Genomic DNA, 24703 nt, shown 5'->3' with positions numbered 1-24703 from the left:
GGGCAAATGGACGCAAGAAGTTTTGCGTCTGCTTACTTATTTACAGCCCGCGATTATATTGGGATTCTGTCAATACAGGCTAACGCTTACACATACCTGCCTACCCAAGACGTTGCAACAATCTGACAGTTTTGCTGCCAAATGCAGGCCACAGAGCTGACAAATCGATTACAAACCCAGTGTGGTAGCTGGAAATCCTGGGGAGCTTTTGTTGTGCAGCCACTCATTCAGGCTTTCGCGCTGCAACACCCGGCGCTCTGGTTCGGCCCCTGTCACGCCGTTGCAGCGCTCAGGATCGAGGCGCTGCAACACCCAACCCGGCGACCAAATTACACTGGGCACATCCAGCCGATCTGCGGCTGCACTGCGGCGGCACGTCAGGAGGTGATCCCAAGTGCGACGCCACTGCACAAAGCGGGCATGGCGGCGCAGCACATCGTCGTACTGGCAGGCCAGCAGCGTCATGCGCCGCCCACTGCCCGCCCACGCCTGCAAAGACTCCACCACCGCACGCTCGCCCAAGGGCCAATCGTGAAAATCGGCGTCGCTGAGAATGATCTCGCGCCAACCTTCAGCGGCAGCGGTAGCCAAGGCGTCACGCACCAACTGCTGAAAGGCCTCGCGCCCCTGAAAACGCCCTTGGGGTAAAAGGTGGGTCGGTGCAACGGTCATGGCAACGCGCTGGAGTTAGGGTTTTTGGGCGTGCAACCAACCGGCATCACACCAAGAAGACAGCAGCTCCAGTGCATCGTCGCTGGCATGGGCCAAGGCACGGCCATCCAAAGCGCGGTCATTGGCCAACTGGCGCATCAGTTGCGCATCTTCTCCAGCGGCGCGATAGCTTTCACCGTTGATAAAAATGTGCTCGGCGTCGTACATCATGCGTGTGCGCCGGTCGAGCACCACCTGCTCTAGCATCACCCCTTCTGGCCCCGGCTCAAACCAGACATTGGCTTTTGGCTCAGTCAGGTACTCACCCAAAGCCCGCTCTAATGCTTGGGGCTGCTGCAAGGCCCAATCTAGCGCCTTGCGGGCAAAGTCATGCAAGGTGGTAGGAATTTCTGCCGCATGGCTGACGGCGGGCTGTTTCGGGTCTTGGTAGAGCAACTGGTCTTGCTCGCCTTCGTCTTCATCGGCTAGCCGCACCAGCAGTTCTTGTGCCAAATTAACCCGCTCAGGCACGCGAAACCCGACCGAATAGGTCATGCAGTCGCCGCCCTCAGCAATGCCATCGTGCGCCCAACCCGGTGGCAGGTAAAGCATATCGCCCGGTTCGAGCACATATTCTTCTTCTGGCTCAAACTGGGCCAAGATTTTCAGCGGCATATCGTCGCGCAAGGTGAGGTTCTTTTGCCGCCCAATGCGCCAACGGCGGCGGCCTTGCGCTTGCAGCAAAAATACGTCGTAGCTGTCAAAGTGCGGGCCAACCCCACCGCCATCACTGGCGTAGCTGATCATCAAGTCGTCCAAGCGGGCATCGGGCACAAAGCGAAACTGCTGCATCAGCGCATGCACAGCTTCGTGGTGCAAATCAACCCCTTGCACCAACACTGTCCAATGGGGCCGCTGCAAAGGTGGCAAGGCACGCCGGGGCAGAGGGCCGTGGCGCAATGACCAAACACCATCGGTCTGCTGCACAAGGCGCGACTCCACGCCCTCTTGGGCCGCTAGTGCAAACAATTCGGGCCGCGACAGCGGTGCCTTGAAGCCCGGTATGGCTTGGCGCACCAGCAGGGGTTTTTTCTGCCAATGTTGGCGCATAAACTGTGCAGGCGTCAGGCCAGCCAGTAGGACGAGGGGTTGCTTGGTGTCCATGACAAGGTTTCTGGCCCGGCAAAGGGCCTGTTGGTCAAACTGCGACAATTCTGCTACGGAACAGCCGTGGCTTTTTCAAGCCGCTTCGTGGTGTATCGTAATCTCTTCACTTTTCTTTTTGTTGCTACTTTTTGCGCTTTCTCGACTTCTACCAAAGGAAGTCTGATGCCCGTCTGAACCGTGAGCCACCATTCCTCTTTTATTTATTTGGCCTCGCAAAGCCCGCGCCGCAGCCAATTGCTAGAACAATTGGGCATCGCGCACCAGTTGTTGCTGGCCCACGCACCCAACCACCCCGATGAGGCCGAAGACGCCGAGGCCCTAGAAGCCGTGCGGCCCAACGAAGCGCCTACCACCTATGTGCAGCGCGTTACGGCCCTGAAACTCGATGCCGCCGTGGCCCGCCATGCCCGCCGGGGGTTGCCACCCGCGCCCATTTTGTGTGCCGACACCACCGTGGCCCAAGGACGCACCATTTTTGGCAAGCCCGACGATGCAGCGCACGCCGCGCAGATGCTGGCGCAACTGTCGGGCAGCACGCACCGCGTGCTCACCGCCGTGGCCTTGCAACACGGCACGCAGCGCTGGAGCGCTTTGTCGGTATCGCGGGTCACTTTTGCCCCCATGAGCACAGAGCAAATTGCCGCCTATGTAGCCAGTGGTGAGCCGCTGGGCAAGGCTGGTGCCTATGGCATTCAAGGTCTGGCAGCGGCCTACGTGCAGCACATCAGCGGCAGTTATTCAGGCATCATGGGACTACCCCTGTTCGAAACCGCGCAATTGCTGCGCGGCGTCGGATTTGCCCTCTGATTCCCCTTTGCCGTGCGCCCGTGCGCACCCACCCCCCATGCCCAGCCTGCAACAAGACATCCTCATCAACTGGTCGCCCCAAGAAACCCGCGTTGCCATCGTCGAGAACGGCGCGGTGCAAGAGCTGCACCTAGAGCGCCCGCTAGAGCGCGGCCTGGTGGGCAATGTCTATTTGGGCAAAGTGGTGCGCGTACTGCCGGGTATGCAGTCGGCTTTTATCGATATCGGGCTAGAGCGCGCTGCCTTTTTGCACGTAGCTGATGTTTGGCAGCGCCAGCCCGACGGCGAGCCGCCCGCGCTGGCGCGCAAGGGCGAGCCACTGGTGCCAATTGAAAAACAGGTATTTGAAGGCCAAACGCTGATCGTGCAGGTGGTCAAAGACCCCATGGGCACCAAAGGCGCACGCTTGTCCACGCAAATCAGCATTGCTGGGCGCTTACTAGTGTTCTTGCCACAAGACGACCATGTAGGCGTGTCGCAAAAAATACCCGTGGCCGAGCGCGACGCCCTGCGTGCCCGCTTGCAGGCGCTGGTGGGCAGCAAAGAAACCGGCGGCGGTGGTGGCTTTATCCTGCGCACCAATGGCGAAGATGCCACTGATACCGAACTGGCCGAAGACATCGCCTACTTGCGCAAAACTTGGGCGCGCACCAAGCAAGCCTCGCTCAAGCAGCCACCCAAATCGCTACTGCTGCAAGACTTGGATTTATTGCAGCGGGTGCTGCGTGATTTGGTGGGCGAACATACGCACACCATCCGGCTCGACTCGATGGAGCAGTTCCAGCGCCTGCGCGCCTTTGGTCAAGAATTTATGCCCGCCGCTGCCGCAAAGTTGCAGCATTACAAGGGCGAGCGCCCGATCTTCGATTTGTATTCGATTGACGAAGAAATTGCCCGTGCGCTGGGCCGCCGGGTAGATCTGAAATCGGGCGGCTACCTCATCATTGACCAAACCGAAGCCCTGACCACCGTGGATGTGAACACCGGCGGTTTTGTCGGGGCGCGCAATTTTGACGACACGATCTTTAAAACCAACCTAGAAGCCGCTGGGGCCATTGCACGGCAACTGCGCCTGCGCAATCTGGGTGGCATCATCATTGTCGATTTTATTGATATGGTGCGCGAAGACCACCAGCAAGCGGTGCTGGCCGAGTTCAAAAAGCAACTGGCCCGTGACCGCGTGAAGACAATGGCGGGCGGCTTTTCGCAACTGGGGCTGGTGGAGATGACGCGCAAGCGCACCCGTGACTCGTTAGCGCACATGCTGTGTGAGCCTTGCCCCTCGTGCCAAGGGCGTGGTGCCATCAAAACCGTGCGCAGCGTCGCCTACGACATCTTGCGCGAGATTTTGCGCGAGGCACGCCAATTCCACCCGCGTGAATTTCGTGTGGTGGCAGCCCCCCAAGTGGTGGAACTGCTGCTGGACGAAGAAAGCCAGCATCTGGCGGGCCTGAGTGACTTTATTGGCAAGCCTATCTCTTTGCAAGCAGAAAACGCTATTGGGCAAGAACAGTACGACATTGTGCTGCTCTAGCGCCTATCGCGCATAAGATGGTGGCCCGCCCCTAGGCTGTTCGTTTGCCACCATTGCCTACCACCGCCACCGTGACAAGCCTGCATATTCCCACCATGTTTGTCATGCTCTTCGTCGGCGTGACGGCAATGGCATTGTCAATTGCTTCGGTGGCTTACCGCCGCCAGCCCGATTTGTTGGTTTTTTCTTTCGGCCTGATGTCACAGGGCATGGGTTATGCCCTGTTCTTTTTGCGTGGTCAGGTGTCACCACTGCTGTCGGTGGTACTAGCCAATATAGCGATCAATGGGGCGATGGCGCTGTATGTGCTGGCGCTATACCGCTTTCAGTGCCGCACACCCCCTAGGGGGTTGGTGGCTATTCCGGTAGTTTTGGTGGGGCTGGGCACTTGGTGGCTGGTCGATGCATACCAAGCGCGCCGGATACTGCTATCGGCCATCACTTTGCTGCAATTTGTCCACATGTCGGTACTGCTGTGGCAATGGCGTCATCAAACCGCTGGGCGCGGCCAATACATCTTGGGTTTTGCCGCCGTATTTACCGCCTTGACCATGATCTACCGGATCGTGGTCACTTTGGCAGGCTGGGATCCGGCACAAAAGGTCACTGACTCCACCATCACAGTAATTTTGAGCTTCATGCTATCGCTGCTCGATACCCTGCTGCTGTCGGTCGGTATGCTGGTCATGGTGCAAGAGCGTACCGAGCAGGCGCGGGTAGACAGCGAAGACCGCTACCGCAAACTGATCGAATCGGCCAACGAGGGCATTTGCGTGCTCGAAAAAGGCATCCTGCGCTTTGTCAATCCCAAGTTTATCGAGCTGTTTGGCTATAACCATGATGAATTGCTCGGCCAACCAATCCTGCGCTTTATCCACCCCGATGACCGCGCTCTGGTATGCGAGAACCACCAAAAGCGCTTAGAAGGCCACGCTGACGATTTGAAATACCCGGCCCGCGTAGAAACCAAAACGCACGGCGTGCGCTGGATGGAGATCAGCGGCGTGGCTATCGACTGGTGCGACCAGCCCTCCACGCTCAATTTTTGCTCTGATATCACCGAGCGCCAAGAGATAGACGCGCGCATCCGCGAGCTGGCATTTCATGATGCCCTGACGCACCTGCCCAACCGCCGTTTACTGCATGAGCACCTAGAGCGGGCAATGGCACAAAACCAGCGTAGCCAGCAACACAGCGCGGTGCTGTTTATGGATTTAGACAACTTCAAACCCCTGAACGACCGCTATGGCCACAATGTGGGCGATCTGCTGCTGATAGAAGTGGCGCAGCGCCTATGCCAGAGCATCCGGGGCACCGATAACGCTGCACGCTTAGGGGGCGATGAGTTTGTGGTGGTGCTCAATGGCCTGAGCCCCAACCTGCCCACCGCCACCGAACAAGCACGCCATGTGGCAGAGAAAATCATCCAAGCCCTGTCGGAGCCTTACCGCTTGCAAGTGACCCAAGACGGCCAGTCCCACACGGTAGAACACCATTGCACCGCCAGTGCTGGTGTGACCTTCTTTTGCGGGCACGGCAGCACCCCAGCCCAATTGCTCGATCAGGCCGATGCCGCCATGTACCGAGCCAAAGAGGCCGGGCGCAATCAGGTGCAGTTTTACCAAGCAGCACCAGCGGTGGGTTAAATGCAAAAAAGCCCGCAGGCTTTGCAACCTGCGGGCTTGGCAAGCAAGGCTGGCACTGATAGAGCGCCAGCCGGGCTGGGTATTACATACCCATGCCGCCCATGCCACCCATACCGCCCATGCCACCCATGTCAGGGCCGCCAGCCGATTCAGCCTTGGGGGTCTCTGCAACCATGCACTCAGTAGTCAGCATCAGGCTGGCCACAGAAGCAGCGTTTTGCAGCGCCGTGCGGGTCACCTTGGTGGGGTCCAGAATACCCATTTCGATCATGTCGCCGTAGGTGTCGTTGGCAGCGTTGAAGCCGTAGTTGCCAGCACCAGCCAAGATGGCGTTGACCACCACCGAAGGCTCGCCACCGGCATTGGCCACGATTTCGCGCAGGGGCGCTTCGATGGCCTTGAGCACCAAGGCGATGCCGTGGTCTTGGTCGGTGTTGTCACCCTTGATGGTGCCAGCAGCTTGGCGAGCGCGCAGCAGAGCCACGCCACCACCAGCCACAATGCCTTCTTCCACCGCAGCGCGGGTAGCGTGCAGGGCGTCTTCCACGCGGGCCTTCTTTTCCTTCATTTCGACTTCGGTGGCAGCGCCGACCTTGATCACGGCCACACCGCCAGCCAACTTGGCCACGCGCTCTTGCAGCTTTTCGCGGTCGTAGTCGGAAGTGGCTTCTTCGATTTGCACGCGAATTTGCTTGACGCGCGCTTCGATGTCAGCGGCAGCGCCGTGGCCGTCGATGATGATGGTGTTTTCTTTGCCCACTTCGATGGTCTTGGCTTGGCCCAGATCGGCCAGCGTGACTTTTTCCAAAGTCAGGCCGACTTCTTCAGCGATGACCTTGCCGCCAGTCAGGATGGCGATGTCTTCCAACATGGCCTTGCGACGGTCGCCAAAGCCAGGAGCCTTGACAGCCACGACCTTCAGGATGCCACGGATGGTGTTAACCACCAGCGTTGCCAGAGCTTCGCCTTCGACATCTTCAGCCACGATCAGCAGCGGACGGCCAGCCTTAGCCACTTGCTCCAGTGTGGGCAGCAGGTCGCGGATGTTGCTGATCTTCTTGTCGAACAGCAGCACGAAGGGATTGTCCAGAATCGCTGCTTGCTTTTCGGGATTGTTGATGAAGTAGGGCGACAGGTAGCCACGGTCAAACTGCATACCTTCAACGACGTCGAGTTCGTTTTGCAGGCTCTTGCCGTCTTCAACGGTAATCACGCCTTCTTTGCCCACTTTGTCCATGGCATTGGCGATGATTTCACCGATGCTGGTGTCAGAGTTGGCAGAAATGGAACCCACTTGGGCGATTTCTTTGGAAGTGGTGGTGGGCTTGGAAGCCTTCTTCAGCTCGGCGATCAGGACTTCAACAGCCTTGTCGATACCGCGCTTCAAATCCATGGGGTTCATGCCAGCGGCCACGTACTTCATGCCTTCGCGCACGATGGCTTGGGCCAGCACGGTAGCAGTGGTGGTGCCGTCACCGGCGTTGTCAGAGGTCTTGGAAGCGACTTCCTTGACCATCTGCGCGCCCATGTTTTGCAGCTTGTCTTTGAGTTCGATTTCCTTGGCCACGGACACACCGTCCTTGGTCACGGTAGGAGCGCCGAACGAGCGCTCCAGCACCACATTGCGGCCCTTGGGGCCGAGCGTCACTTTAACGGCGTTGGCCAGGACGTTAACGCCCTCGACCATACGGGCACGGGCTTCACCACCGAAAACTACGTCTTTTGCTGCCATGTGTATTTCTCCAGAATTCTAAAAACAGGGGTCAGTGCGCAAAGCGCTTAGGCTTCAACCACGGCGAAGAGGTCGTCTTCTTTCATGACCAACAGTTCATTGCCATCGACCTTGACGGTTTGGCCGCTGTATTTGCCAAACAGCACGCGGTCACCGACCTTGACGTTCATGGTGCCGATTTCGCCCTTGTCGTTCTTCTTGCCGGGGCCAACGGCCAGCACTTCACCTTGGTCAGGCTTTTCGGCGGCGTTGTCAGGGATATAGATGCCGGAGGCTGTTTTGGTTTCGCTTTCGATGCGCTTGACGATGACACGGTCGTGCAGGGGGCGAAGTTTCATGGATCTATCTCCTGAAGGGGTCAAAAAATTTACTTTATCTACCGGTGCCTGCATGAGCAGACGCCTGGCCAATCTTCCGCTGGCAAGGGCTTGTTAGCACTCTTGCCAGTCGAGTGCTAATGATAAGGGCTTTTTGCTGGATTTCAAGAGAGGGCACACAAAGCCTGTGCCTTAACATTGCACCTTACGCGCCCCCACGGGCAGGCTGCCCGATAAAAAGAACCACACCATGCAGACTTCTACACCCACCTTGCACCAGTTGGTATTTGAGCATCTGCCCGATGCGGTCTACCTGATTGACCCGCAAACGTCCAACATCCTCGATTGCAACGCCGCCGCCTTGCAGCAGGTGGGGTTGCCGCGCAAGGAGGTAGTACAGCATTCAGTGCTGAGTTTGCAAAAGGATGTGCTTGGTATTGAGCATTGGGCCAGCATTGCCCAAGCTATCCGCCAGGCCCAAGGGCAGTTTGTTTTTATTGGCAGCCACCGCCACCACAGCGGCGCAGAAGTGCCGGTAGAAGTGGCTACGAGCGCTTTAGTGCATGAAGGGTGCGAGTATTTTGTTTCGGTGGCGCGCGACATCAGCCGCCGCCTAGCCCTAGAGCAAGACCTGAACAACCGCGATGTGCAGTTGCGCTACGCCTTGACCGAGGCATCTGATGGCCTATGGGACTGGAACCTACCCACTAACGAGGTGTTTTTTAGCCCCCAGCTCAAGCGCATGTTGGGCTATGGCCCACACGAGATGCAGCCCACACTAGAGACTTGGGCCACCAACGTCCACCCCGATGATGCCAGCCGGGTGCGCCGGGCGCTGCAAGAACATATCAAAGGCCTGCGAGAACGCTATGAGGCCGAATACCGGCTGCGCAACCGCAACGGCCATTATCTGTGGGTGCATGACCGAGGTCGCGTTTGTGAACGCGATGCCCAAGGCCAGCCCACGCGGGTAGTGGGCATGGTGCAGAACATCACCGACCGCAAGCACGCCGAGCAGGCCCTGCAAATGCAAGCCTCCTACGATGCCCTGACAGGCTTGCTCAACCGGCGCGAATGTGAACATATCTTGCAACAGCAATTGCAGCTATGCCAGCAACAAAACTTGCCCTTGGGGCTGTGCTTGTTTGACCTAGACCACTTCAAAGACATCAATGACCGCTTTGGCCACCAAGCAGGCGATGAGGTGCTGCGCAAAGTAGCGCGGGAGATCCAAGCGCAGGTGCGGGCCACCGATAGCCTGTTTCGTTGGGGCGGCGAGGAGTTTTTGCTGGTCAGTGCCGGGGCACCTTGTGGGCATGTGCTCCGCTGTGCCCAGCGGCTGCGGATGCGGCTAGAAGAACTCGATTGGCCCGAAGTACCGGGGCTGAAAGGCATTACTTGCAGCTTTGGCGTCGCGATGTTTCCAGAGCACGGCCAACAGGTGGACGAACTATTTTTGGCCGCTGATTCGGCCTTGTACCGAGCCAAGGCCCAAGGGCGCAACCGGGTAGAACTGGCAGTGCTGGCCTAAGGGCTGGCACTGGGCAAGCTGCTGGTCAAGCCCAAAAAGTGGTCCAGCATATGAAAGTGGTCTTCAAAAAACTCAGCTTCCAGTGCGGCCAATTGGCTGATGGGCACCCATTGCACCTGCGCCGCATCATCCCCAGCCTGTACAGCGGGCAGTGGCTGCGCGCCCAAATCAAAGTAGTGGGTGTGGGTGATGGTACGCCCGCGCTGGCTGCGATCTGGGTGGTCAAACACGCTGATCTGGCGCAGGGCGGCGCGCAAGGTGTCTTCGGGCAGATCGCAGTGGGTTTCTTCAGCTAGCTCGCGCAGACACGATTGCCAGAGGGTATCGCGTGGCTCTAAAAAACCACCGGGCAAGGCCAGTTGCCCGACGCCGGGAGCATGGCCTCGGCGAATCAACAACACCTGATTTTGGCAGCGCAGCAGCGCATCTACCGTGACGAAGACGGGCGCATAGGGCGCACTGGCCCAAGCGGCCCGGTATTGGCGCAGCATTTGCCATTCTTGTTGCAACCGAAGGTAATCGCTACCTTGGGCAAAGCGGTGCAGCATCGCCAAGGTGGTGGCGGGCATCTGTTCGGCCAGCGGAGCTAGGGCAGCCAACACCGCGCCGCTGCCCGCGCCAAAGTAGGCATCGCGGATGGTGGTGGCGTCAATACTGCCTTGGCGGGCTACGCCCAGCAACTCCCAGCCCGGAAAACTGCGCAGGTAGCTGCTGCTGGCATCCTTAAAGTGACCGACCAAGGCGATACGAGCACCAGCAGGCACCCGTGCCGCCACTTCTTGGCGCACGCTGGCTACCCAGCGCGCTTCGTTGTAGTAGTCGCGCACTGGCACAAACTGCACACGCGCATGGTCAGCGGCGGGCAGGGCTTGGCGCAGCATGTCAGCGCGCTCTTGCCAAGTAAAAGGATTTTTGGCCGAACGCGGTTGCCACGCCGATCCCAACACCACCACCATCTGACGGGCATGGGCCAGTGCGTGGCGCAACAGCGCCAAATGGCCGTGGTGAACAGGCTCAAAGCGCCCGATATAAATGGCGGTGTCGTTCATCATCAATGGATTCCTTTAAACGGTGTGCGCTGCAATGGGCATTTGTCGCCCGCTGCCAAAAGCACGGGCGCGTACCCGCACGATGGGCGGGGCTTGGCGGCGTTTATATTCGTTGCGCGCCACCATCTGGCGCACGCGCTGCACCAGCGCCCGGCCTGCGTCGTGTTGCTGGAGTTGCTGCACCACAGCGTGTGCGCTGGCATATTCGGCAGCAGCCAAGCGCTCGCCTTCGATCAGCAGTTTGAGCACTTCGTCCAGCACCGGGTAGGGCGGCAGGCTGTCGGCGTCTTTTTGCTGGGGGGCGAGTTCTGCCGAAGGGGCTTTGTCGATGATGGCTTGTGGGATCAGTTCGCGCCCGGCCTGAGCGTTCAGGTACTGGGCCAGCGCAAACACTTCGGTTTTGTACAAATCACCAATCAACCCCAGCCCGCCGTTGGTATCACCGTACAGAGTGCAATAGCCTACCGATATTTCTGACTTGTTGCCGGTGGTCAAAAGCAAGTGGCCAAAGGTGTTGGAGTATTCCATGAGCACTGTGCCCCGAATGCGCGCTTGTACATTTTCCAGCGCTAGGCCACGCAAGGGTGTGCCAAAGCTGGTGGCAAACTGCTGCGCGTAGCAGGTCACCAAATCGGCAATCGGATGGGTGTGCAGCGCAATGCCCAAATTGCGACAAAGCTGTACCGAATCATCCACCGAACCGCTGCTAGAAAACTCTGACGGCATGGTCACAGCCACCACATTGCTGGCCCCCAGTGCCTCCACCGCCAGCGCCAGCGTCAGGGCGCTGTCGATGCCGCCGGAGCTGCCTACCACCGCTTGGGTAAAACCGCAGCGGCGCGCATAGTCGCGCAGGCCCAGCACCATTTGCCGGTGGTAAAAATCGTGGCTGGAGATGTCTTGGGCCGATACCGGCGTGGGGGGCTGGCCTTGGGCAGTCAAAAACTGACCGTGCTTGAATTGCAAAGTGCAAATGTCTTCGGTAAACCGCTGGGCTTCAAAAACGACGCCGTTGGCCGGTTCTACCGCAAACGATGCGCCGTCGTACACCAGTTGGTCATGGCCGCCAATTTGGTTGACATACACAATGGGCAGACTGTGGCGGCGCGCTGCATCGGCAAAGATCTGCTGGCGTTGCCCCCGTTTACCAAGGTGGCTGGGGCTGGCGTTGATGCTGACTACCAAGTCAGGCGCGGCATCGGCCAGCGTTTGAAACGGATTGGTGGCGTAATCGGCGCCGTGGTCGTTCCAGCCATCTTCGCAAATCAAAAAGCCTACCTGTGCGCTGCCAATACGCAGCACTTGGGCTACGTCGGGGCCGGGTTCAAAGTGGCGGCGTTCATCAAAGATGTTGTAGGTGGGCAGCAGTTGTTTGGCATAGTGCAGACGCACTTGGCCGCCTTGCAGCACCAGTAGGCTGTTGTGCAAGCGCTTGCCGGGGCCGTGGGCTGGGGTAGGCGTGCCCACCACCCAATGCAGCGCAGGCCATTGTTCAGAGGCTTGCAACAGTGCTGCCAGCCCGGCCTCCATGCGCTGCAAAAAAGCGGGTTCCTCCAGCAAATCGCCGGGGTAATAGCCGCACAGCGCTAACTCTGAAAACACCACCAATTCAGATTGGACGGCGGCGGCTTGCTCGGCAGCAGCCACCATACGCTGCACATTGCCTTCGATGTCGCCAACGGTCAGATTAAGCTGGGCTACGGTGATGCGAAGCATGGCGTTCTCCTAGGCTTGGGGTGAGGGAGTAACCGCAAACACTTGGCGCAGATAGGCCAAAAAGGTAGGGTCGTCGCACAGCGTTTTACCGGGACTATCAGAGAGTTTGGCTACGGGTTGACCGTTGGCGTGGGTGAGCTTCATGACGATGTTCAATGCGGGCAGGCCCATATCGTTGGTCAAGTGTGTGCCAATGCCAAAACCCAATTGGGTGCGGTTGCCAAAGTGGTGGTACAGCTCCAAGGCACGGCAGATGTCCAGCCCATCAGAGAACACCAAGCGTTTGGTGTGGGCGTCAATGCGCAGGCGCTCGTAGTGGGCCAAGGCTTTCTCGCCCCATACGATGGCGTCACCGGAGTCGTGGCGCAGGCCATCAAACAACTTGGCAAAGTAGAGGTCAAAATCGGCCAAGAAGGCGTCCATGCCCACGGTATCGGTCAGGGCAATGCCCAAATCACCCCGGTATTCTTGCACCCAGTCTTCTAGCGCTGCTTTTTGAAAATCGCGCAGGCGCACGCCCAGGGCTTGGTAGGTTTGCAGATACTCATGGGCCATGGTGCCGATGGGCACCAACCCCAAATCACGCGCCAACAGCACGTTGGAGGTGCCTTTGAACCATTGCCCCGTTTCGCGGGCAAAGGCTTGCACCACTTCGCGCTGCCACACCCCGGAGTAACGACGGCGCACGCCAAAGTCAAACAGCTCAAACGGATGCGCCATGGCCACTTCACTGGCCAGTGCTTGCAATTGGCCGATTTTTTGTTGCAGACGCACCCGCCCTTGCGCCAAAGCGGTGGCGGAGTCAAAGCGGCGAAAGTACAGCTCGTTAACGATAGACAGCACAAAAATCTCAAACGCCATCACATGCACTTGCGGCCCCCGCGCCACGATGTGCAGGGCGTCACCTTCGGCATGGGCGTGGATAAAAGCACGTTGGAACTGAAAAAGGCGCAAAAAATCGACAAAGTCTGAGCGAATAAAGCGCAACCCAGCCAAGTAATCCAAATCAGCCGGGGTAAAGCGCAGGCTGCACAACTGGTCTAGCTCGGCGTTGACCTCATCCAGCAAGTCGGCCAGCGGGTACTGTGGTTTGTTGCGGCAGACAAAGTGGTACTCGGCCTGAGTTTGCGGGTGCCGGTGCAGCATGGTCTGCCACATAGTGAACTTGTACAAATCGGTATCAAGCAAGCTGGTGATGATCGGCTGCATGGCAGTAGCTCCGGTGAGGGTGGATGGCGATGAATGCACAACGGTTAGAGCTGAATCTGGCTTGAACGGGCCAGTTGCACGCCGCGTGCTTGCATCTCGGCCAAAAACGCAGCGTGTTGGGTTTCAAAACCTGCGACTGGGCTCATGCAATCGGTCAGCAACACGATGCGTTCGGGGCACTGGCTGGGTAGATGCTGCACCAAGTGCTCGGTGGTGGCGCGCACACAATGGCTGCTGGCCTCGCCTGCAATCAACAACACTTGGGCGCTGTCCAGCGCGGCCAGCAGGCGGGTGTTGAGTTGCGTGTGGGCGTCGGTGGCGTCGGGCACTTCGGCTTGCAAGGCGCTGTAGTGCTCGGTGGCAGGGTTCATACCCTTCAAAACATGGGTCACAGCACGCTGGCGCCGCGCTTGCCAAACGCCACACGCTGCCGCCACACTGGGATGGATGTTATGCCCCCAGTGGCCGACTTCGCAATGCACCGGCCACACCATGTGGGTATAGCGGCCTTGCTGTTCTAACGCATCTAAATAGGCCAGTACGCCCGGCAAGCTGTCTGCATGGCGCGGGCGATACGTACCAGCCCGCACTTGGGCAGCAGTGATCGGGGTAAATGGGGCTACCTCAACGCCCTGTGCGCCATACCAAAAATCGGGGTGGGCAATGTCGTAGCGCTGGTGTGCATCCAGCGTGATAGTGATGGCGTCTATCGCCGCCCCTTGCACGCTGATGAAGTGGGCTAAGCGCTGCATATCGGCGTGGGCACCGGCCACGGGCAGTGCGGGTGCCATGCGCGCACCTGTCAATGGATAGGTGGGCTGCCATGCCGTGGGCAGGTCACAAAAGTCGTTTTGGGGGTCAATCACCAAAAGCTGTACGGGGTAGGCCATCACGTTTTCCTTGAGGGGGTGCAGTCAGTATAATTTAGTTAGATTAAATTTGCAACTAACTAAAGAACAAACATCCCAGTGATACGCTTGTTTCTTCAAAAATTGGACAAACTAGAATATGCCTTCTACCGAACAGCACCATGTCATTTGCACAGTCGATGTGGTGCTGCTGACTTTGCTGCACGGTGCTTTGCACGTCGCGTTGTTGCCGCGAGACAAAGCACCGTTTGCCGGTGTGCTGGCGCTGCCGGGAGGCTATGTCCATGCCCAAGAAGATGCTGGTACGCAGGCCAGCGCCGCCCGCGTGCTACAAGCCAAAGCCGGATTGGTCAGCCCCTATTTAGAGCAGTTAGCCACGTTTTCGGGGCCAGCACGCGACCCACGTGGCTGGTCGGTGTCGGTGGCTTACTGTGCGCTGGTGCCACCCTCAGTGCTAGAGCAGTCGCGTGGTTTGCAGTTGCTGCCGGTGCAAAACGTGCCTGCACTGGCCTTTGACCACGCCGACATCCTTGCCACCGCGCTGGAGCGGGTGCGCAGCAAGAGCTTGTATTCGTCATTGCCGGTGCATTTGTGCGCCCAGCCCTTCACTTTGCCGCAATTGCAAAGTGTGTACGAAGCCGTGCTGGGCGAAACGCTGAACAAAGTCAGCTTTCGCCGCAAGATGGAGGAACTGGGGATGCTCGAAGCCCTGCCCGGCCAACTACAAACGGGCGCTGCCCACCGGCCCGCACAGTTGTACCGTGTGCGGGCGGCGTTTCGCCAGCAGTTGTCTTTGAGCGCGCGCGGACTGTAGCGCAAGCCCCCATGATGCCTGCTAATGCAGGCCTCAGCCTTTCAGGCCTGCTGCATTGCGCAGCAGTTGGGCCTTGTAACGCAAAGCGGCTTGAATCTGCTAGCGCAGCTTACAGCCCGGCTGCTGCACGCAGCAACGCCGCCTTGTCTGTACGTTCCCAAGTGAACTCTGGCTCTTCGCGGCCAAAGTGGCCGTAGGCGGCGGTTTTTTCGTAGATCGGGCGCAGCAAATCGAGCATTTGGATGATGCCCTTGGGACGCAGATCAAAGTGCTGGTTGACCAGTGCAGCAATCTGGTCGTCGGGGATGACGCCGGTGCCTTCGGTATAAACGGTGACGTTCATGGGGTGGGCCACGCCAATGGCGTAAGCCACCTGAATTTGGCATTGCTTGGCCAAGCCAGCGGCCACAATGTTCTTGGCTACATAGCGGGCAGCGTAAGCAGCCGAGCGGTCTACCTTGGTCGGATCTTTGCCAGAGAAGGCACCACCGCCGTGGGGGCAAGCGCCGCCGTAGGTATCGACAATGATCTTGCGCCCAGTCAGGCCACAATCGCCTTGCGGGCCGCCAATGACAAAACGCCCCGTGGGGTTAATCAGGTATTTGGTGTCTTGCAGCCACTCTTTGGGCAGCACTGGCTTGATGATTTCTTCAATCACCGCCTCAATGAAGCTGGCCTTCATCTTGTGCTGGTTTTCGCTTTGGTCGGGGTGGTGCTGGGTGGACAGCACCACGGTGTCAATGCTGTGCGGCTTGCCGTCCACATAGCGCATCGTCACTTGGCTCTTAGCATCGGGGCGCAAAAACGGCAGGCGGCCATCTTTACGCAGTTGTGCTTGGCGCTCTACCAAGCGGTGTGCGTAGTAGATCGGCGCGGGCATCAGCTCAGGGGTTTCGTCGCAGGCGTAGCCAAACATCAGGCCTTGGTCACCCGCGCCGGTGTTCAGGTGGTCATCGCTGGCATGATCGACGCCTTGGGCAATATCATTGCTTTGCTTGTCGTAGGCTACCAATACGGCGCAGCCTTTATAGTCAATGCCATAGTCGGTGTTGTCGTAACCAATGCGCTTGATGGTGTCGCGGGCGACTTGGATGTAATCGACATGCGCGTTGGTGGTGATCTCGCCCGCCAACACCACCAAGCCGGTATTGGTCAACGTCTCAGCAGCCACCCGCGAGCGGGGGTCTTCTTTGAAGATAGCGTCCAAAATCGCATCAGAGATCTGGTCGGCCACCTTGTCGGGGTGCCCTTCAGAGACCGATTCGGAGGTAAAAAGAAAGTCGTTCGCCATTTGAATAAACTCCTGTAGTTCAGCACTTGGGCGTTGCGCCCACCCGAAACGAGTTTTGGCGAACGCTTTAGCAGATGTGTTTAACGTCGCCCTGCAAGTTGCTCTTTTAACTCAGCGACCCCTCCATCTTAATGCCTGTTGCTTTCCAAATTTTCTCCATCCTGCCGCTGTGGTTGTTGCACGCCTTGGGTGCAGTGCTGGGCTGGGTAGTTTTTTGCGCCTCGCCCACCTACCGGCGTCGCTTTATAGCCCATGCTGCGCTGGCAGGCTACGGCTTTGCCCAAGTGCGCGCTGGCGTGGCCCATGCCGGGCGCATGGTGGCTGAATTGCCCCGGTTGTGGCTGGGGGCACCGCCGCCTTGCCGTTTGGTGGGGGAAGAATGCGTACAGCAAGCCTATGCTGCCGGGCGTGGCATTGTGTACCTCACACCGCATTTGGGCTGCTTTGAACTCTGCGCCCAAGCCACGGCGCGGCGCTGGAGCAGCGAGCATGGCCCCATCACTGTACTGTACCGCCCAGCGCGCCAGCCTTGGCTGGCCAAGGTGATGGAGACCGCACGCAACCGCCCAGGTATGCAAGCGGTACCCACCACACTGGCTGGGGTGCGCCAGATGATTAAGGCGCTACGCCGGGGCGAAGCGGTGGGTTTGCTGCCCGACCAAGTACCACCCGAAGGCCAAGGCCATTGGGCCCCCATGTTTGGCCGCAATGCCTACACCATGACACTGGCCGCTCGGCTGGCTTTGCAAACCAACGCTGCGGTGGTGCTAGTGCGCTGTGAGCGCCTGTCTTGGGGGCGTGGCTTTGTTGTTTTTTTTGAACCCCTGCCGGTGCCACTGAATGCACACCTAGAAACTGCCGTGCTACAAATCAACCAAGCTATGGAACATGTCATTCGCCAATGCCCTGAACAATACCTGTGGGGTTATGGCCGCTACAAACAACCGCGCACTGAGGCTACCACTACCGAGGTGCCAGCATGAGCGCCCGCCTAGGCGTGTGGCTTATGCGCCAAGTTCTGGCGCGGCTGCCCTTGCGTGTGCTGCGTGGCTTGGGCTGGCTGATTGGGCGCTTGTTGTTTGTGCTAGCCGCCCCCCGGCGCAAGATAGCACTGCGCAATCTGGCACTGTGCTTTCCGCAGGCCAGCGCCGCACAGCGCAAAGCGTGGGCGCGTGAATGTTTTGTCGTTTTCTGCCAAACTTTTTTGGATCGCAGTTGGCTGTGGGCTGCGCCGCCGGAGCTGGTCTTAAAGCGGGTGCAGTTGCAAGGCGCACTGCATGAGCTGGAGGGCGACACCCCCACCATCATTTTTGCGCCGCATTTTTACGGCATGGATGCCGGTGGGCTGGCACTGCCTTTGCATACCACCCGTGCTTTCACCTCGATTTTTTCTACCCACCCCAATCCTGCCGTGGATGCTTGGTTTATGCAGGGTCGCCAGCGCTTTGGCGATGTGCGCATGCTCAACCGCGCCGATGGTGTCAAACCCATCATTGCCAATCTGCGCCAAGGCGGCCTGCTCTATTTGCTGCCCGATATGGATTTTGGCCCGAACGAATCCATTTTTGTACCGTTTTATGGGGTAAAAACAGCCACCGTGCCGTCGCTGTCGCGCTTTGCCCGGCTGGGGCGGGCCAAGGTAGTGGGCATGGTCACACGCCTAACACCCACCGGCTATGTGGCTGAGATCACCCCGGCGTGGGAACATTTTCCCAGTGGCGATGTAGAGGCCGACACCGCGCGCATGAACCAAGAGCTACAGCGCTACATCGACCCCATACCGGGTCAGTATTACTGGGTACACAAGCGCTTTAAAACCCGGCCTGCGGGCGAGCCTGCGGTGTATTAAAAACAACCACTACACCGAACGGCTGCGCGCCAACGGTGGGTTCTTGGCAAAGTAGCGCGTAATGCCACGCATCAGCGCATCGGCTAGTTGCTCTTGGTAGTTGACACTGCGCAACTTGGCTTCTTCCTCTGGGTTGCTGATAAAGGCGGTTTCTACCAACACGCTGGGAATATCAGGGGCTTTGAGCACGGCAAAACCCGCTTGTTCCACACGCGGCTTGTGCAGCCTGCCTAGGTTGCCAATTTCGCCCAACAGCACGCTGCCGAGTTTCAGGCTGTCGTTAATTTGTGCCGTGGTGCTCATGTCCAACAGCGCGCGCTGCACATGCTGGTCTTTGGCGCGCACATTGATGCCGCCCACCAAATCGGCTTGGTTCTCTTTGTTCGCCAACCAACGCGCCGCCGTGCTAGATGCTGCGCCTTGGCTCAAGGCAAAAACGCTGGCACCACGGGCATCCGGATTGGTAAAAGCATCGGCATGGATACTGACAAACAAATCGGCCTGTACCCGCTGCGCTTTTTGCACGCGGGTGCCCAGAGGCACAAAATAATCGGCATCACGGGTCAGGTAGGCCCGCATCGGGTTGCCCGCCACCGTGGTGCGGTTGATACGTTCGCGCAGCAAGTGCGCCACGCGCAGCACGATGTCTTTTTCGCGGGTGCCATTGGGGCCGATAGCACCGGGGTCTTCGCCACCGTGGCCGGGGTCGAGGGCAACGATGATGAGCCGGTCGGTCTGGCGTGGGGCGCTAGGGGCTGGGCTGGTTTTGGGCGCTTGGGAAGGAGGCGGCGCGGGGGGTGCAGGACGCGGGGTAGTAAAGCTACTGGGGTTATTGCTCCCGTGCTTAGCAATCAGTTCATCGAGCGGATCGACGACACCCCCTGTTGGACTGGGTGCGGCAGATGGTTTGTTGGCACTGGCCGATGTTGGTTCGCGCAGCCGCTCGGCAATCAGCGCTTCTAGCGGATCGACGGGGGTGGCCGGGTACAAGTCCAGCACCAGCCTATGTCCATAGGTAGCCACGGGGGGCAAGGCAAACACTTGGGGCCGCGCTGCCTGCTTGAGGTCAATCACCAGCCGTACGACCTCCGGGGCATTTTGGCCCACGCGGATGCCTGCAATGTTCGGGTCATCAGCGCGCACCTTGGCCACCAGCTCCCGCAGTTGAGCATTCAGCTCTATGCCCTCGATATCCACGGCCAACCGGGGCGGCTTAGTGATGAAAAATTGCTTGGTTTTGAGTGGCGTGTCCGACTCGATGGTCAGGCGCGTGTAGTCTGCAGCAGGCCAGACGCGCACTGCCAAAATGCCAGCACCACGGGCCAACTCGCTGGTACCCAGTAGCAGCACCAGTCCACCGCGTTGCAACAGGGCGCGCCGGGTAGTTGTCAGGGGATGGAGATCAAAATTCATGCCTGCAATCCTTGCAGCAATTGCTGGCCGCACAGGGTATGCGCTTGCAGCGTGGCTTGGCGGACGTCTTCGTCCAAGGCTTCTAGGGTGATGGCCACATCGGCCAAGGGCAAAACCGACTGCGCCTTTTCAGGCCATTCAGCCAGTTTCAGGCCGGGGCTGGCAAAAACATCCCGAAAACCTGCATCTTCCCACTCACGCGGGTCATCAAAGCGATAAAAATCAAAGTGATAGATAGACAGCGTTTCTGTCTGGTGCGGCTCTACCACGGCATAGGTGGGGCTTTTAATACGCCCTTGCACGCCCAAAGCGCGCAGCAGGTGACGCACCAGCGTGGTTTTGCCCGCCCCTAGGTCGCCATGCAGGGTAATGAAGGCATCGGCCAGCAGTGGCTGCGCCGCCAACTGCTGGGCAAAACGGGCGGTGTCGTCTTCATGGTGCCATGTGAACACCACCGGGGGAGCGGTAGTTTCTACAATCGGGCAATGGTGGTAAGCAGCAGTCAACTCGTTCCTCAAATTCGGCAATGGGCGCGCGAATTGGGATTTTCCCAAATTGGCGTGGCCGGTGTAGATTTATCCAGCGCAGAAGCGGGGTTGATACAGTGGCTGGAGCAAGGGTTCCACGGCGATATGCACTATATGGCAGCGCACGGCCTCAAGCGGGCGCGCCCGGCAGAACTGGTGCCAGGCACCGTCAGCGTGATTACCGCACGCATGGACTACCTGCCGCGCACCACCCCCGCCGGTTGGCAGGCGCTAGAGTTTGCGCGTTTGCAACAACCTGCGCAGGGTGTGGTCTCAATGTATGCGCGTGGCCGCGATTATCACAAGGTGTTGCGCACTCGGCTGCAAAAGTTGGCCGACCAACTGGCGCAGGCCGTAGGGCCGCTGGGCCACCGCGTCTTTACCGATTCGGCCCCGGTGCTAGAAGCCGAACTGGCCGCCCGCAGCGGCCAAGGCTGGCGCGGCAAACACACGCTGGTGCTGCACCGGCAAGCTGGTTCGCTGTTCTTTTTAGGCGAAATCTACATCGACTTGGCCTTGGAGCCTACTGAGCCAGTCAGCGCACACTGCGGCCAATGCACGGCTTGCTTGGATGTGTGTCCCACCCAAGCCATCGTAGCTCCGTACCGGCTTGATGCCCGCCGCTGCATCTCTTATCTGACCATTGAGCACAGTGGGCCTATTCCTTTGGAGTTGCGCCCCCTGCTGGGCAATCACATTTATGGCTGTGACGACTGCCAACTGGTTTGCCCGTGGAACAAGTTTGCTCAGACCAGCACCCTGCCCGATTTTGATGCCCGCACTGGTGTGTCGGGCCAACAACTCATTCACTTATTTTCTTGGGATGAAGCCACCTTCTTGCGCCTGACCGAGGGCGGCCCGATCCGCCGTATTGGTCATGAACGCTGGTTGCGCAACGTGGCCGTGGCCTTGGGCAACGCCCTACGCACCGCTGATAGCCAACAAGTGCTCGATTTGCGCACTGCACTGCAAGAGCGTGTGGCCGATAGCAGCGCGCTGGTGCGCGAGCATGTGGTTTGGGCACTGGCGCAGGGGCAAGCTTCCTCGGTGCAAATGGGTAGCAGGCTATAGCGACAACTGCGCTTGGATTTCGCGGGCAATCGATTCGAGTGGCACCGCACGCATCACGGCACCGCGCTTGACCGCTTCTTTGGGCATCCCATAAACCACGCAGCTTCTTTCGTCTTGGCCCAGCGTTTGTGCCCCTACCTTGCGCATTTCCAGCAGCCCGGCGGCACCATCGTCTCCCATACCCGTCATGATGACGCCCAGCGCATTGGTTCCAGCACTCTTGGCCACCGAGCGAAACAACACATCCACCGAAGGCCGATGCCGATTGACCAGCGGGCCATCTACCACCTCAACAAAATACTGCGCCCCGTTGCGGCGCAGCAGCATGTGTTTACCACCAGGGGCAATCAACGCCCGCCCCAACATCACACGGTCATTGTTTTGCGCTTCTTTCACCTCAATTTGGCACAAGCCGTTCAAACGATTGGCAAAGGCTGCCGTAAATTGCTCAGGCATGTGCTGCACAATCACAATACCGGGGCAAACTCTGGGCAGCGCCGTGAGCACCACCTCCAACGCCTGCGTGCCGCCCGTAGAGGTGCCCAGCGCCACCACGCGCTCGGTGGTCTGGATCATGGCTTGGCGGGCACTGTCTACGGCAGGCAAAATAGCATCCGCTGTCAGTTTGTCGCGCGGCTGCAATTTGCGCACATTGGCCCGTGCCGCCGCCTTGACGGCAGAGGTCAAATCGTCGCTGGCATCCATTAAAAACTGCTTGAGCCCCAGCTTGGGCTTGGTAATGATGGCCACGGCACCCGCAGACAGCGCCGCCAGCGAGGTTTGGGCGCCCTTTTCCGTCAGGGTAGAGCAAATCACCACTGGCGTCGGGTGCTCAGCCATGATTTTCTTCAAAAAGGTAATGCCATCCATGCGCGGCATCTCGATGTCGAGCACCAATACGTCGGGCCACTGTTGGGCCATACGTGACATGGCCAAAATCGGGTCAGCCACTGCGGCCAGCACCTGAATTTCGGGGTCGGCTTCGAGCAGGGCAGTGACAACTTGGCGCACTACGGCGGAGTCGTCCACCACAATCACTTTGATACGTTTCATGGCGAAGGGGGGATGGGTAAGGGCTTAACCTGGTGTGACCAGACATCCCCAGTGCTGACATCAAAAATAATTTGCCGGTGGCCAATGCCAAACAGGCTCTCCGAGACAATAGGGATACCATGGGCGCACAACAGGGTTCGGGCGGCTTCGCCATTCTTGCGCCCAATGTGCATCAGCCCCTTGCGAGTTTGCTTAGGAAACATATTGCCGCCACCAAAAATTTTGCTCTGGCATTGTTGTGGCTTGATACCTGCTTGAGCCAGTTCGGCCAACATCAGTTGCAGTGCCTCGTCCCCATAACGGGCATCCAAGGGCCGGACGCTGGTATCTACGAGATTGCGTGTGGGCAACAAAAAATGGGACATCGCTCCGATGCCGCTGACCGGGTGCCACAAAGTGATAGACACGCAAGAGCCGAGCATGGTGCGTATCTGGTAGTTGGCATCTCCGACAAAATACTCTCCGGGCTTGAGAAAGATGTCGATTAAATCGTTCAGGCGCGCCATGTCATAGTTTTTTGCGGTAAATGGATGGCGCGAGCGGCTGCACCTCGTCGGTGATGTAGTTGAGGCTCTCGGCATGGCCAATGAAAAAGTATCCGCCCTGCTTGATCGCTGCAATAACACGGGCTACCACTTCGCGTTTAGTGGCATCGTTGAAGTAGATCATCACATTGCGCAAAAACACGATATCGAACAGGCCCAGTTGGGGCAGGGTAGCATTAAGGTTGAGTTGGCGAAAATGCACCTTCTGGCGCAAACTACGGTCTATGAGCAGGGTGTCATGGTATTCCTGTGTACCACGCAGGCAAAACCTGCGCAAATAGTCCGTTGGAATATTACGCCCGCGCTCCATTGAGTAGTGTGCCCTGGTCGCGCCACGCAACACCTTGGTGCTGATATCTGAGCCTACCACTTCCCAAGGGGTTTCAGTGCCCAAAACATCGGCCAACACCATCGCAATGCTGTAAGCCTCCTCACCACTAGAGCTGGCTGCGCTCCAAACCCGGAACATAGCGGTACGCCCACGGGCGGCTTGGGCCTGTTGGCGCAGAAAATCGAAGTGCTTGGATTCGCGAAAAAAATAGGTCTCGTTGGTGGTGAGCAGGTCAATGGCCATCTGCAGTTCGGCAAGGTTGTGCCCGCTGTGCAGCAGATGGAAATATTCGCTATAACTTTCCAGTTGAAAGTGATGCAGACGTTTAGCTAACCGCCCACTGACCAGTGCCTTTTTCGAGGCTGGCAAGGTGATGCCAGCGGCGTCAAAGATAAAGCGTTGAAACAGCGCAAACTCTTGATCGTTCAGGGGTGTAGTCATGTTGCATGGCTACCGTGCAAGGAAGCCAAAACGCGGCATAGGGTTGTTCAGCTACCCAGTGCAGATGCTGATGACACCGTGTCGGCCACTGCCGCCGCCGCCCGCCCCATAGAACCAATTTCATCAATCGACAACACTTCATTGACGTTGAGCAAAATCACAAAATGGCCATTGACCTTACCCATACCTTCAATAAAGTCGGTGCGGATTTTGGCACCAAAGGCCGGGGCAGGCTCGATCTCATTGCGCGGAATCTCTAGCACCGCATTGACGGCATCGACCACCACGCCCATGTCGTGACTTTCTTCGCCCATCCTCACCTCTACGATGACGATACAGGTCTTTTTGCTCACTGCACCCGGCTTTTTGCCAAAACGCACGGCCAAATCCAGCACGGGTAACACCGCACCACGCAAATTAATCACGCCACGAATGCAATGGGGCATCATCGGCACTTCGGTCAGACCGTTGTATTCGATGATCTCTTTGATACACAAAATACCAATGGCGAAGGGCTCGCCATTGAGTAAAAACGTCAGATACTGCTGGTTTTCTTGTACCGTTGCATGGGCCGATTTAGCTGATGCTGGGACGAGTTGGTTCATGGCGCTGCCTTTCAGAACTTGGTGAACTTGGTTTCGTCAATTTCCGTATCGCCCATATCTGACGTGCTTCGGGCACCCAAACCCACCGACTCCGTAAACGCCTTAGTGGGCAATGAATTGCCAAACTTGCGCCCACCGTTGGCATAGCCGGTACCGCCCGCGCTTGCACGGGGCCCATGGACGACAGATGCAGACTTACGTACCTGACGGCTACCACCTTGGATTTTGAAGAAAGCCATGGTCTGTTGCAACTGCTCAACTTGGCCGCTCATTTCTTCGGCAGTGGCCGCCAACTCTTCGGAGCTGGAGGCATTTTGCTGCGTCGTTTGGCTCAGTTGGCTAATGGCCGAGTTGATTTGCCCAGCCCCCGACGATTGCTCCTCTGAGGCCGCCGTGATCTCTTGCACCAAATCCGAGGTCTTCTTGATGCTGGGCACGATCTCATCGAGCAGTTTGCCCGCCTTTTCCGCCAGATCAACGCTTGAACCTGCCACTTCTCCAATTTCTTGCGCCGCCACTTGGCTGCGCTCGGCCA

Annotated in this window: 23 protein-coding genes and 1 pseudogene; 8 read left to right on the top strand and 16 right to left on the bottom strand. The window is 58.4% G+C overall.

What is annotated here, in order from left to right; genetic code table 11:
- Positions 1-168: 168 nt before the first annotated feature.
- Together BMX55_RS13740 and BMX55_RS13735 are read right to left on the bottom strand one after the other, a co-directional pair.
- Positions 169-672: a hypothetical protein gene (locus tag BMX55_RS13740; protein ID WP_091458677.1), complete on the bottom strand. Its 504-nt coding sequence runs from the start codon at positions 670-672 to the stop codon at positions 169-171.
- A gap of 15 nt (positions 673-687) precedes the next feature.
- On the bottom strand, positions 688-1815 hold the full coding sequence (locus BMX55_RS13735) for a cupin domain-containing protein (RefSeq protein ID WP_091458675.1): 1128 nt from the start codon (positions 1813-1815) through the stop codon (positions 688-690).
- A gap of 180 nt (positions 1816-1995) precedes the next feature.
- On the opposite strand from BMX55_RS13735, the gene BMX55_RS13730 reads away from it, so the two are divergent.
- The 3 genes from BMX55_RS13730 to BMX55_RS13720 are packed head-to-tail and all read left to right on the top strand — an operon-like array spanning position 1996 to position 5805.
- Positions 1996-2625: a Maf family protein gene (locus BMX55_RS13730; protein WP_091458673.1), complete on the top strand. Its 630-nt coding sequence runs from the start codon at positions 1996-1998 to the stop codon at positions 2623-2625.
- A 46-nt stretch (positions 2626-2671) separates the two neighbouring features.
- Entirely contained in the window at positions 2672-4159 is a 1488-nt protein-coding gene (rng, locus tag BMX55_RS13725) for a ribonuclease G (RefSeq protein ID WP_091458775.1), read from the top strand.
- Positions 4160-4203: 44 nt separating this feature from the next.
- Entirely contained in the window at positions 4204-5805 is a 1602-nt protein-coding gene (locus BMX55_RS13720) for a diguanylate cyclase domain-containing protein (protein WP_091458672.1), read from the top strand.
- Between the two features lie 82 nt (positions 5806-5887).
- Here BMX55_RS13720 and groL read toward each other — a convergent pair whose 3' ends face one another.
- Complete coding sequence (groL, locus tag BMX55_RS13715) at positions 5888-7537, bottom strand: chaperonin GroEL (protein ID WP_091458669.1); 1650 nt, start codon at positions 7535-7537, stop codon at positions 5888-5890.
- 47 nt (positions 7538-7584) lie between these two features.
- A complete protein-coding gene (locus BMX55_RS13710; RefSeq protein WP_091458667.1) occupies positions 7585-7875 on the bottom strand; it encodes a co-chaperone GroES in 291 nt (96 codons plus the stop codon).
- A 229-nt stretch (positions 7876-8104) separates the two neighbouring features.
- Here BMX55_RS13710 and BMX55_RS13705 point away from each other — a divergent pair, with 229 nt between their 5' ends.
- On the top strand, positions 8105-9385 hold the full coding sequence (locus BMX55_RS13705) for a sensor domain-containing diguanylate cyclase (RefSeq protein WP_091458666.1): 1281 nt from the start codon (positions 8105-8107) through the stop codon (positions 9383-9385).
- Here BMX55_RS13705 and BMX55_RS13700 read toward each other — a convergent pair.
- From BMX55_RS13700 to BMX55_RS13685, 4 genes are read right to left on the bottom strand one after another with little or no spacing between them, the layout of a single operon-like run.
- Positions 9382-10434, bottom strand: a complete 1053-nt coding sequence (locus tag BMX55_RS13700) for a bifunctional nicotinamide-nucleotide adenylyltransferase/Nudix hydroxylase (protein ID WP_091458664.1) — start codon at positions 10432-10434, stop codon at positions 9382-9384. The genes BMX55_RS13705 and BMX55_RS13700 overlap by 4 nt on opposite strands.
- Before the next feature lie 15 nt (positions 10435-10449).
- A complete protein-coding gene (locus tag BMX55_RS13695; RefSeq protein ID WP_091458662.1) occupies positions 10450-12150 on the bottom strand; it encodes an NAD+ synthase in 1701 nt (566 codons plus the stop codon).
- Between the two features lie 9 nt (positions 12151-12159).
- Positions 12160-13359: a nicotinate phosphoribosyltransferase gene (gene pncB, locus BMX55_RS13690; RefSeq protein ID WP_091458660.1), complete on the bottom strand. Its 1200-nt coding sequence runs from the start codon at positions 13357-13359 to the stop codon at positions 12160-12162.
- Between the two features lie 44 nt (positions 13360-13403).
- Positions 13404-14249, bottom strand: coding sequence for a cysteine hydrolase family protein (locus tag BMX55_RS13685; protein WP_091458648.1), 846 nt, complete (start codon positions 14247-14249; stop codon positions 13404-13406).
- Positions 14250-14367: 118 nt separating this feature from the next.
- Here BMX55_RS13685 and BMX55_RS13680 point away from each other — a divergent pair, with 118 nt between their 5' ends.
- Positions 14368-15042 (top strand): NUDIX hydrolase, encoded by a 675-nt coding sequence (locus BMX55_RS13680; RefSeq protein ID WP_091458646.1) that lies wholly within the window; start codon positions 14368-14370, stop codon positions 15040-15042.
- A 109-nt stretch (positions 15043-15151) separates the two neighbouring features.
- On the opposite strand, the gene metK is transcribed toward BMX55_RS13680, so the two are convergent.
- Positions 15152-16333, bottom strand: a complete 1182-nt coding sequence (gene metK, locus BMX55_RS13675) for a methionine adenosyltransferase (protein ID WP_091458644.1) — start codon at positions 16331-16333, stop codon at positions 15152-15154.
- 131 nt (positions 16334-16464) lie between these two features.
- Here metK and BMX55_RS13670 point away from each other — a divergent pair, with 131 nt between their 5' ends.
- Both BMX55_RS13670 and BMX55_RS13665 read left to right on the top strand, forming a co-directional pair.
- A complete protein-coding gene (locus BMX55_RS13670; protein ID WP_091458642.1) occupies positions 16465-17316 on the top strand; it encodes a lysophospholipid acyltransferase family protein in 852 nt (283 codons plus the stop codon).
- On the top strand, positions 17313-18182 hold the full coding sequence (locus tag BMX55_RS13665; RefSeq protein WP_091458641.1) for a lysophospholipid acyltransferase family protein: 870 nt from the start codon (positions 17313-17315) through the stop codon (positions 18180-18182). The genes BMX55_RS13670 and BMX55_RS13665 overlap by 4 nt, the downstream gene beginning before the upstream one ends.
- Positions 18183-18191: 9 nt before the next feature.
- Here BMX55_RS13665 and BMX55_RS13660 read toward each other — a convergent pair whose 3' ends face one another.
- Positions 18192-19595, bottom strand: a complete 1404-nt coding sequence (locus BMX55_RS13660) for an N-acetylmuramoyl-L-alanine amidase (RefSeq protein WP_091458639.1) — start codon at positions 19593-19595, stop codon at positions 18192-18194.
- Positions 19592-20101, bottom strand: coding sequence for a tRNA (adenosine(37)-N6)-threonylcarbamoyltransferase complex ATPase subunit type 1 TsaE (tsaE, locus tag BMX55_RS13655; protein WP_091458638.1), 510 nt, complete (start codon positions 20099-20101; stop codon positions 19592-19594). Before tsaE ends, BMX55_RS13660 begins: the two co-directional genes overlap by 4 nt.
- Before the next feature lie 12 nt (positions 20102-20113).
- On the opposite strand from tsaE, the gene queG reads away from it, so the two are divergent.
- Entirely contained in the window at positions 20114-21193 is a 1080-nt protein-coding gene (gene queG, locus BMX55_RS13650; RefSeq protein WP_091458773.1) for a tRNA epoxyqueuosine(34) reductase QueG, read from the top strand.
- On the opposite strand, the gene BMX55_RS13645 is transcribed toward queG, so the two are convergent.
- The 5 genes and pseudogenes from BMX55_RS13645 to BMX55_RS16770 all read right to left on the bottom strand — a co-directional run.
- On the bottom strand, positions 21188-22246 hold the full coding sequence (locus tag BMX55_RS13645) for a protein-glutamate methylesterase/protein-glutamine glutaminase (RefSeq protein WP_091458637.1): 1059 nt from the start codon (positions 22244-22246) through the stop codon (positions 21188-21190). The genes queG and BMX55_RS13645 overlap by 6 nt on opposite strands.
- Complete coding sequence (locus BMX55_RS13640; protein ID WP_177172916.1) at positions 22243-22752, bottom strand: chemotaxis protein CheD; 510 nt, start codon at positions 22750-22752, stop codon at positions 22243-22245. The genes BMX55_RS13645 and BMX55_RS13640 overlap by 4 nt, the downstream gene beginning before the upstream one ends.
- 1 nt (position 22753) lies before the next feature.
- A complete protein-coding gene (locus BMX55_RS13635) occupies positions 22754-23563 on the bottom strand; it encodes a CheR family methyltransferase (protein ID WP_091458636.1) in 810 nt (269 codons plus the stop codon).
- Positions 23564-23610: 47 nt separating this feature from the next.
- Positions 23611-24168 (bottom strand): chemotaxis protein CheW, encoded by a 558-nt coding sequence (locus BMX55_RS13630; RefSeq protein WP_091458635.1) that lies wholly within the window; start codon positions 24166-24168, stop codon positions 23611-23613.
- A gap of 11 nt (positions 24169-24179) precedes the next feature.
- A pseudogene (locus BMX55_RS16770) lies at positions 24180-24703 on the bottom strand (methyl-accepting chemotaxis protein); the annotation flags it as partial.

This window comes from Giesbergeria anulus (genome assembly GCF_900111115.1).
Lineage (GTDB): Bacteria > Pseudomonadota > Gammaproteobacteria > Burkholderiales > Burkholderiaceae_C > Simplicispira > Simplicispira anulus.
Note: the sequence above shows the minus strand (reverse complement) of the source record. Positions and strands in the feature narration are given on the sequence as shown.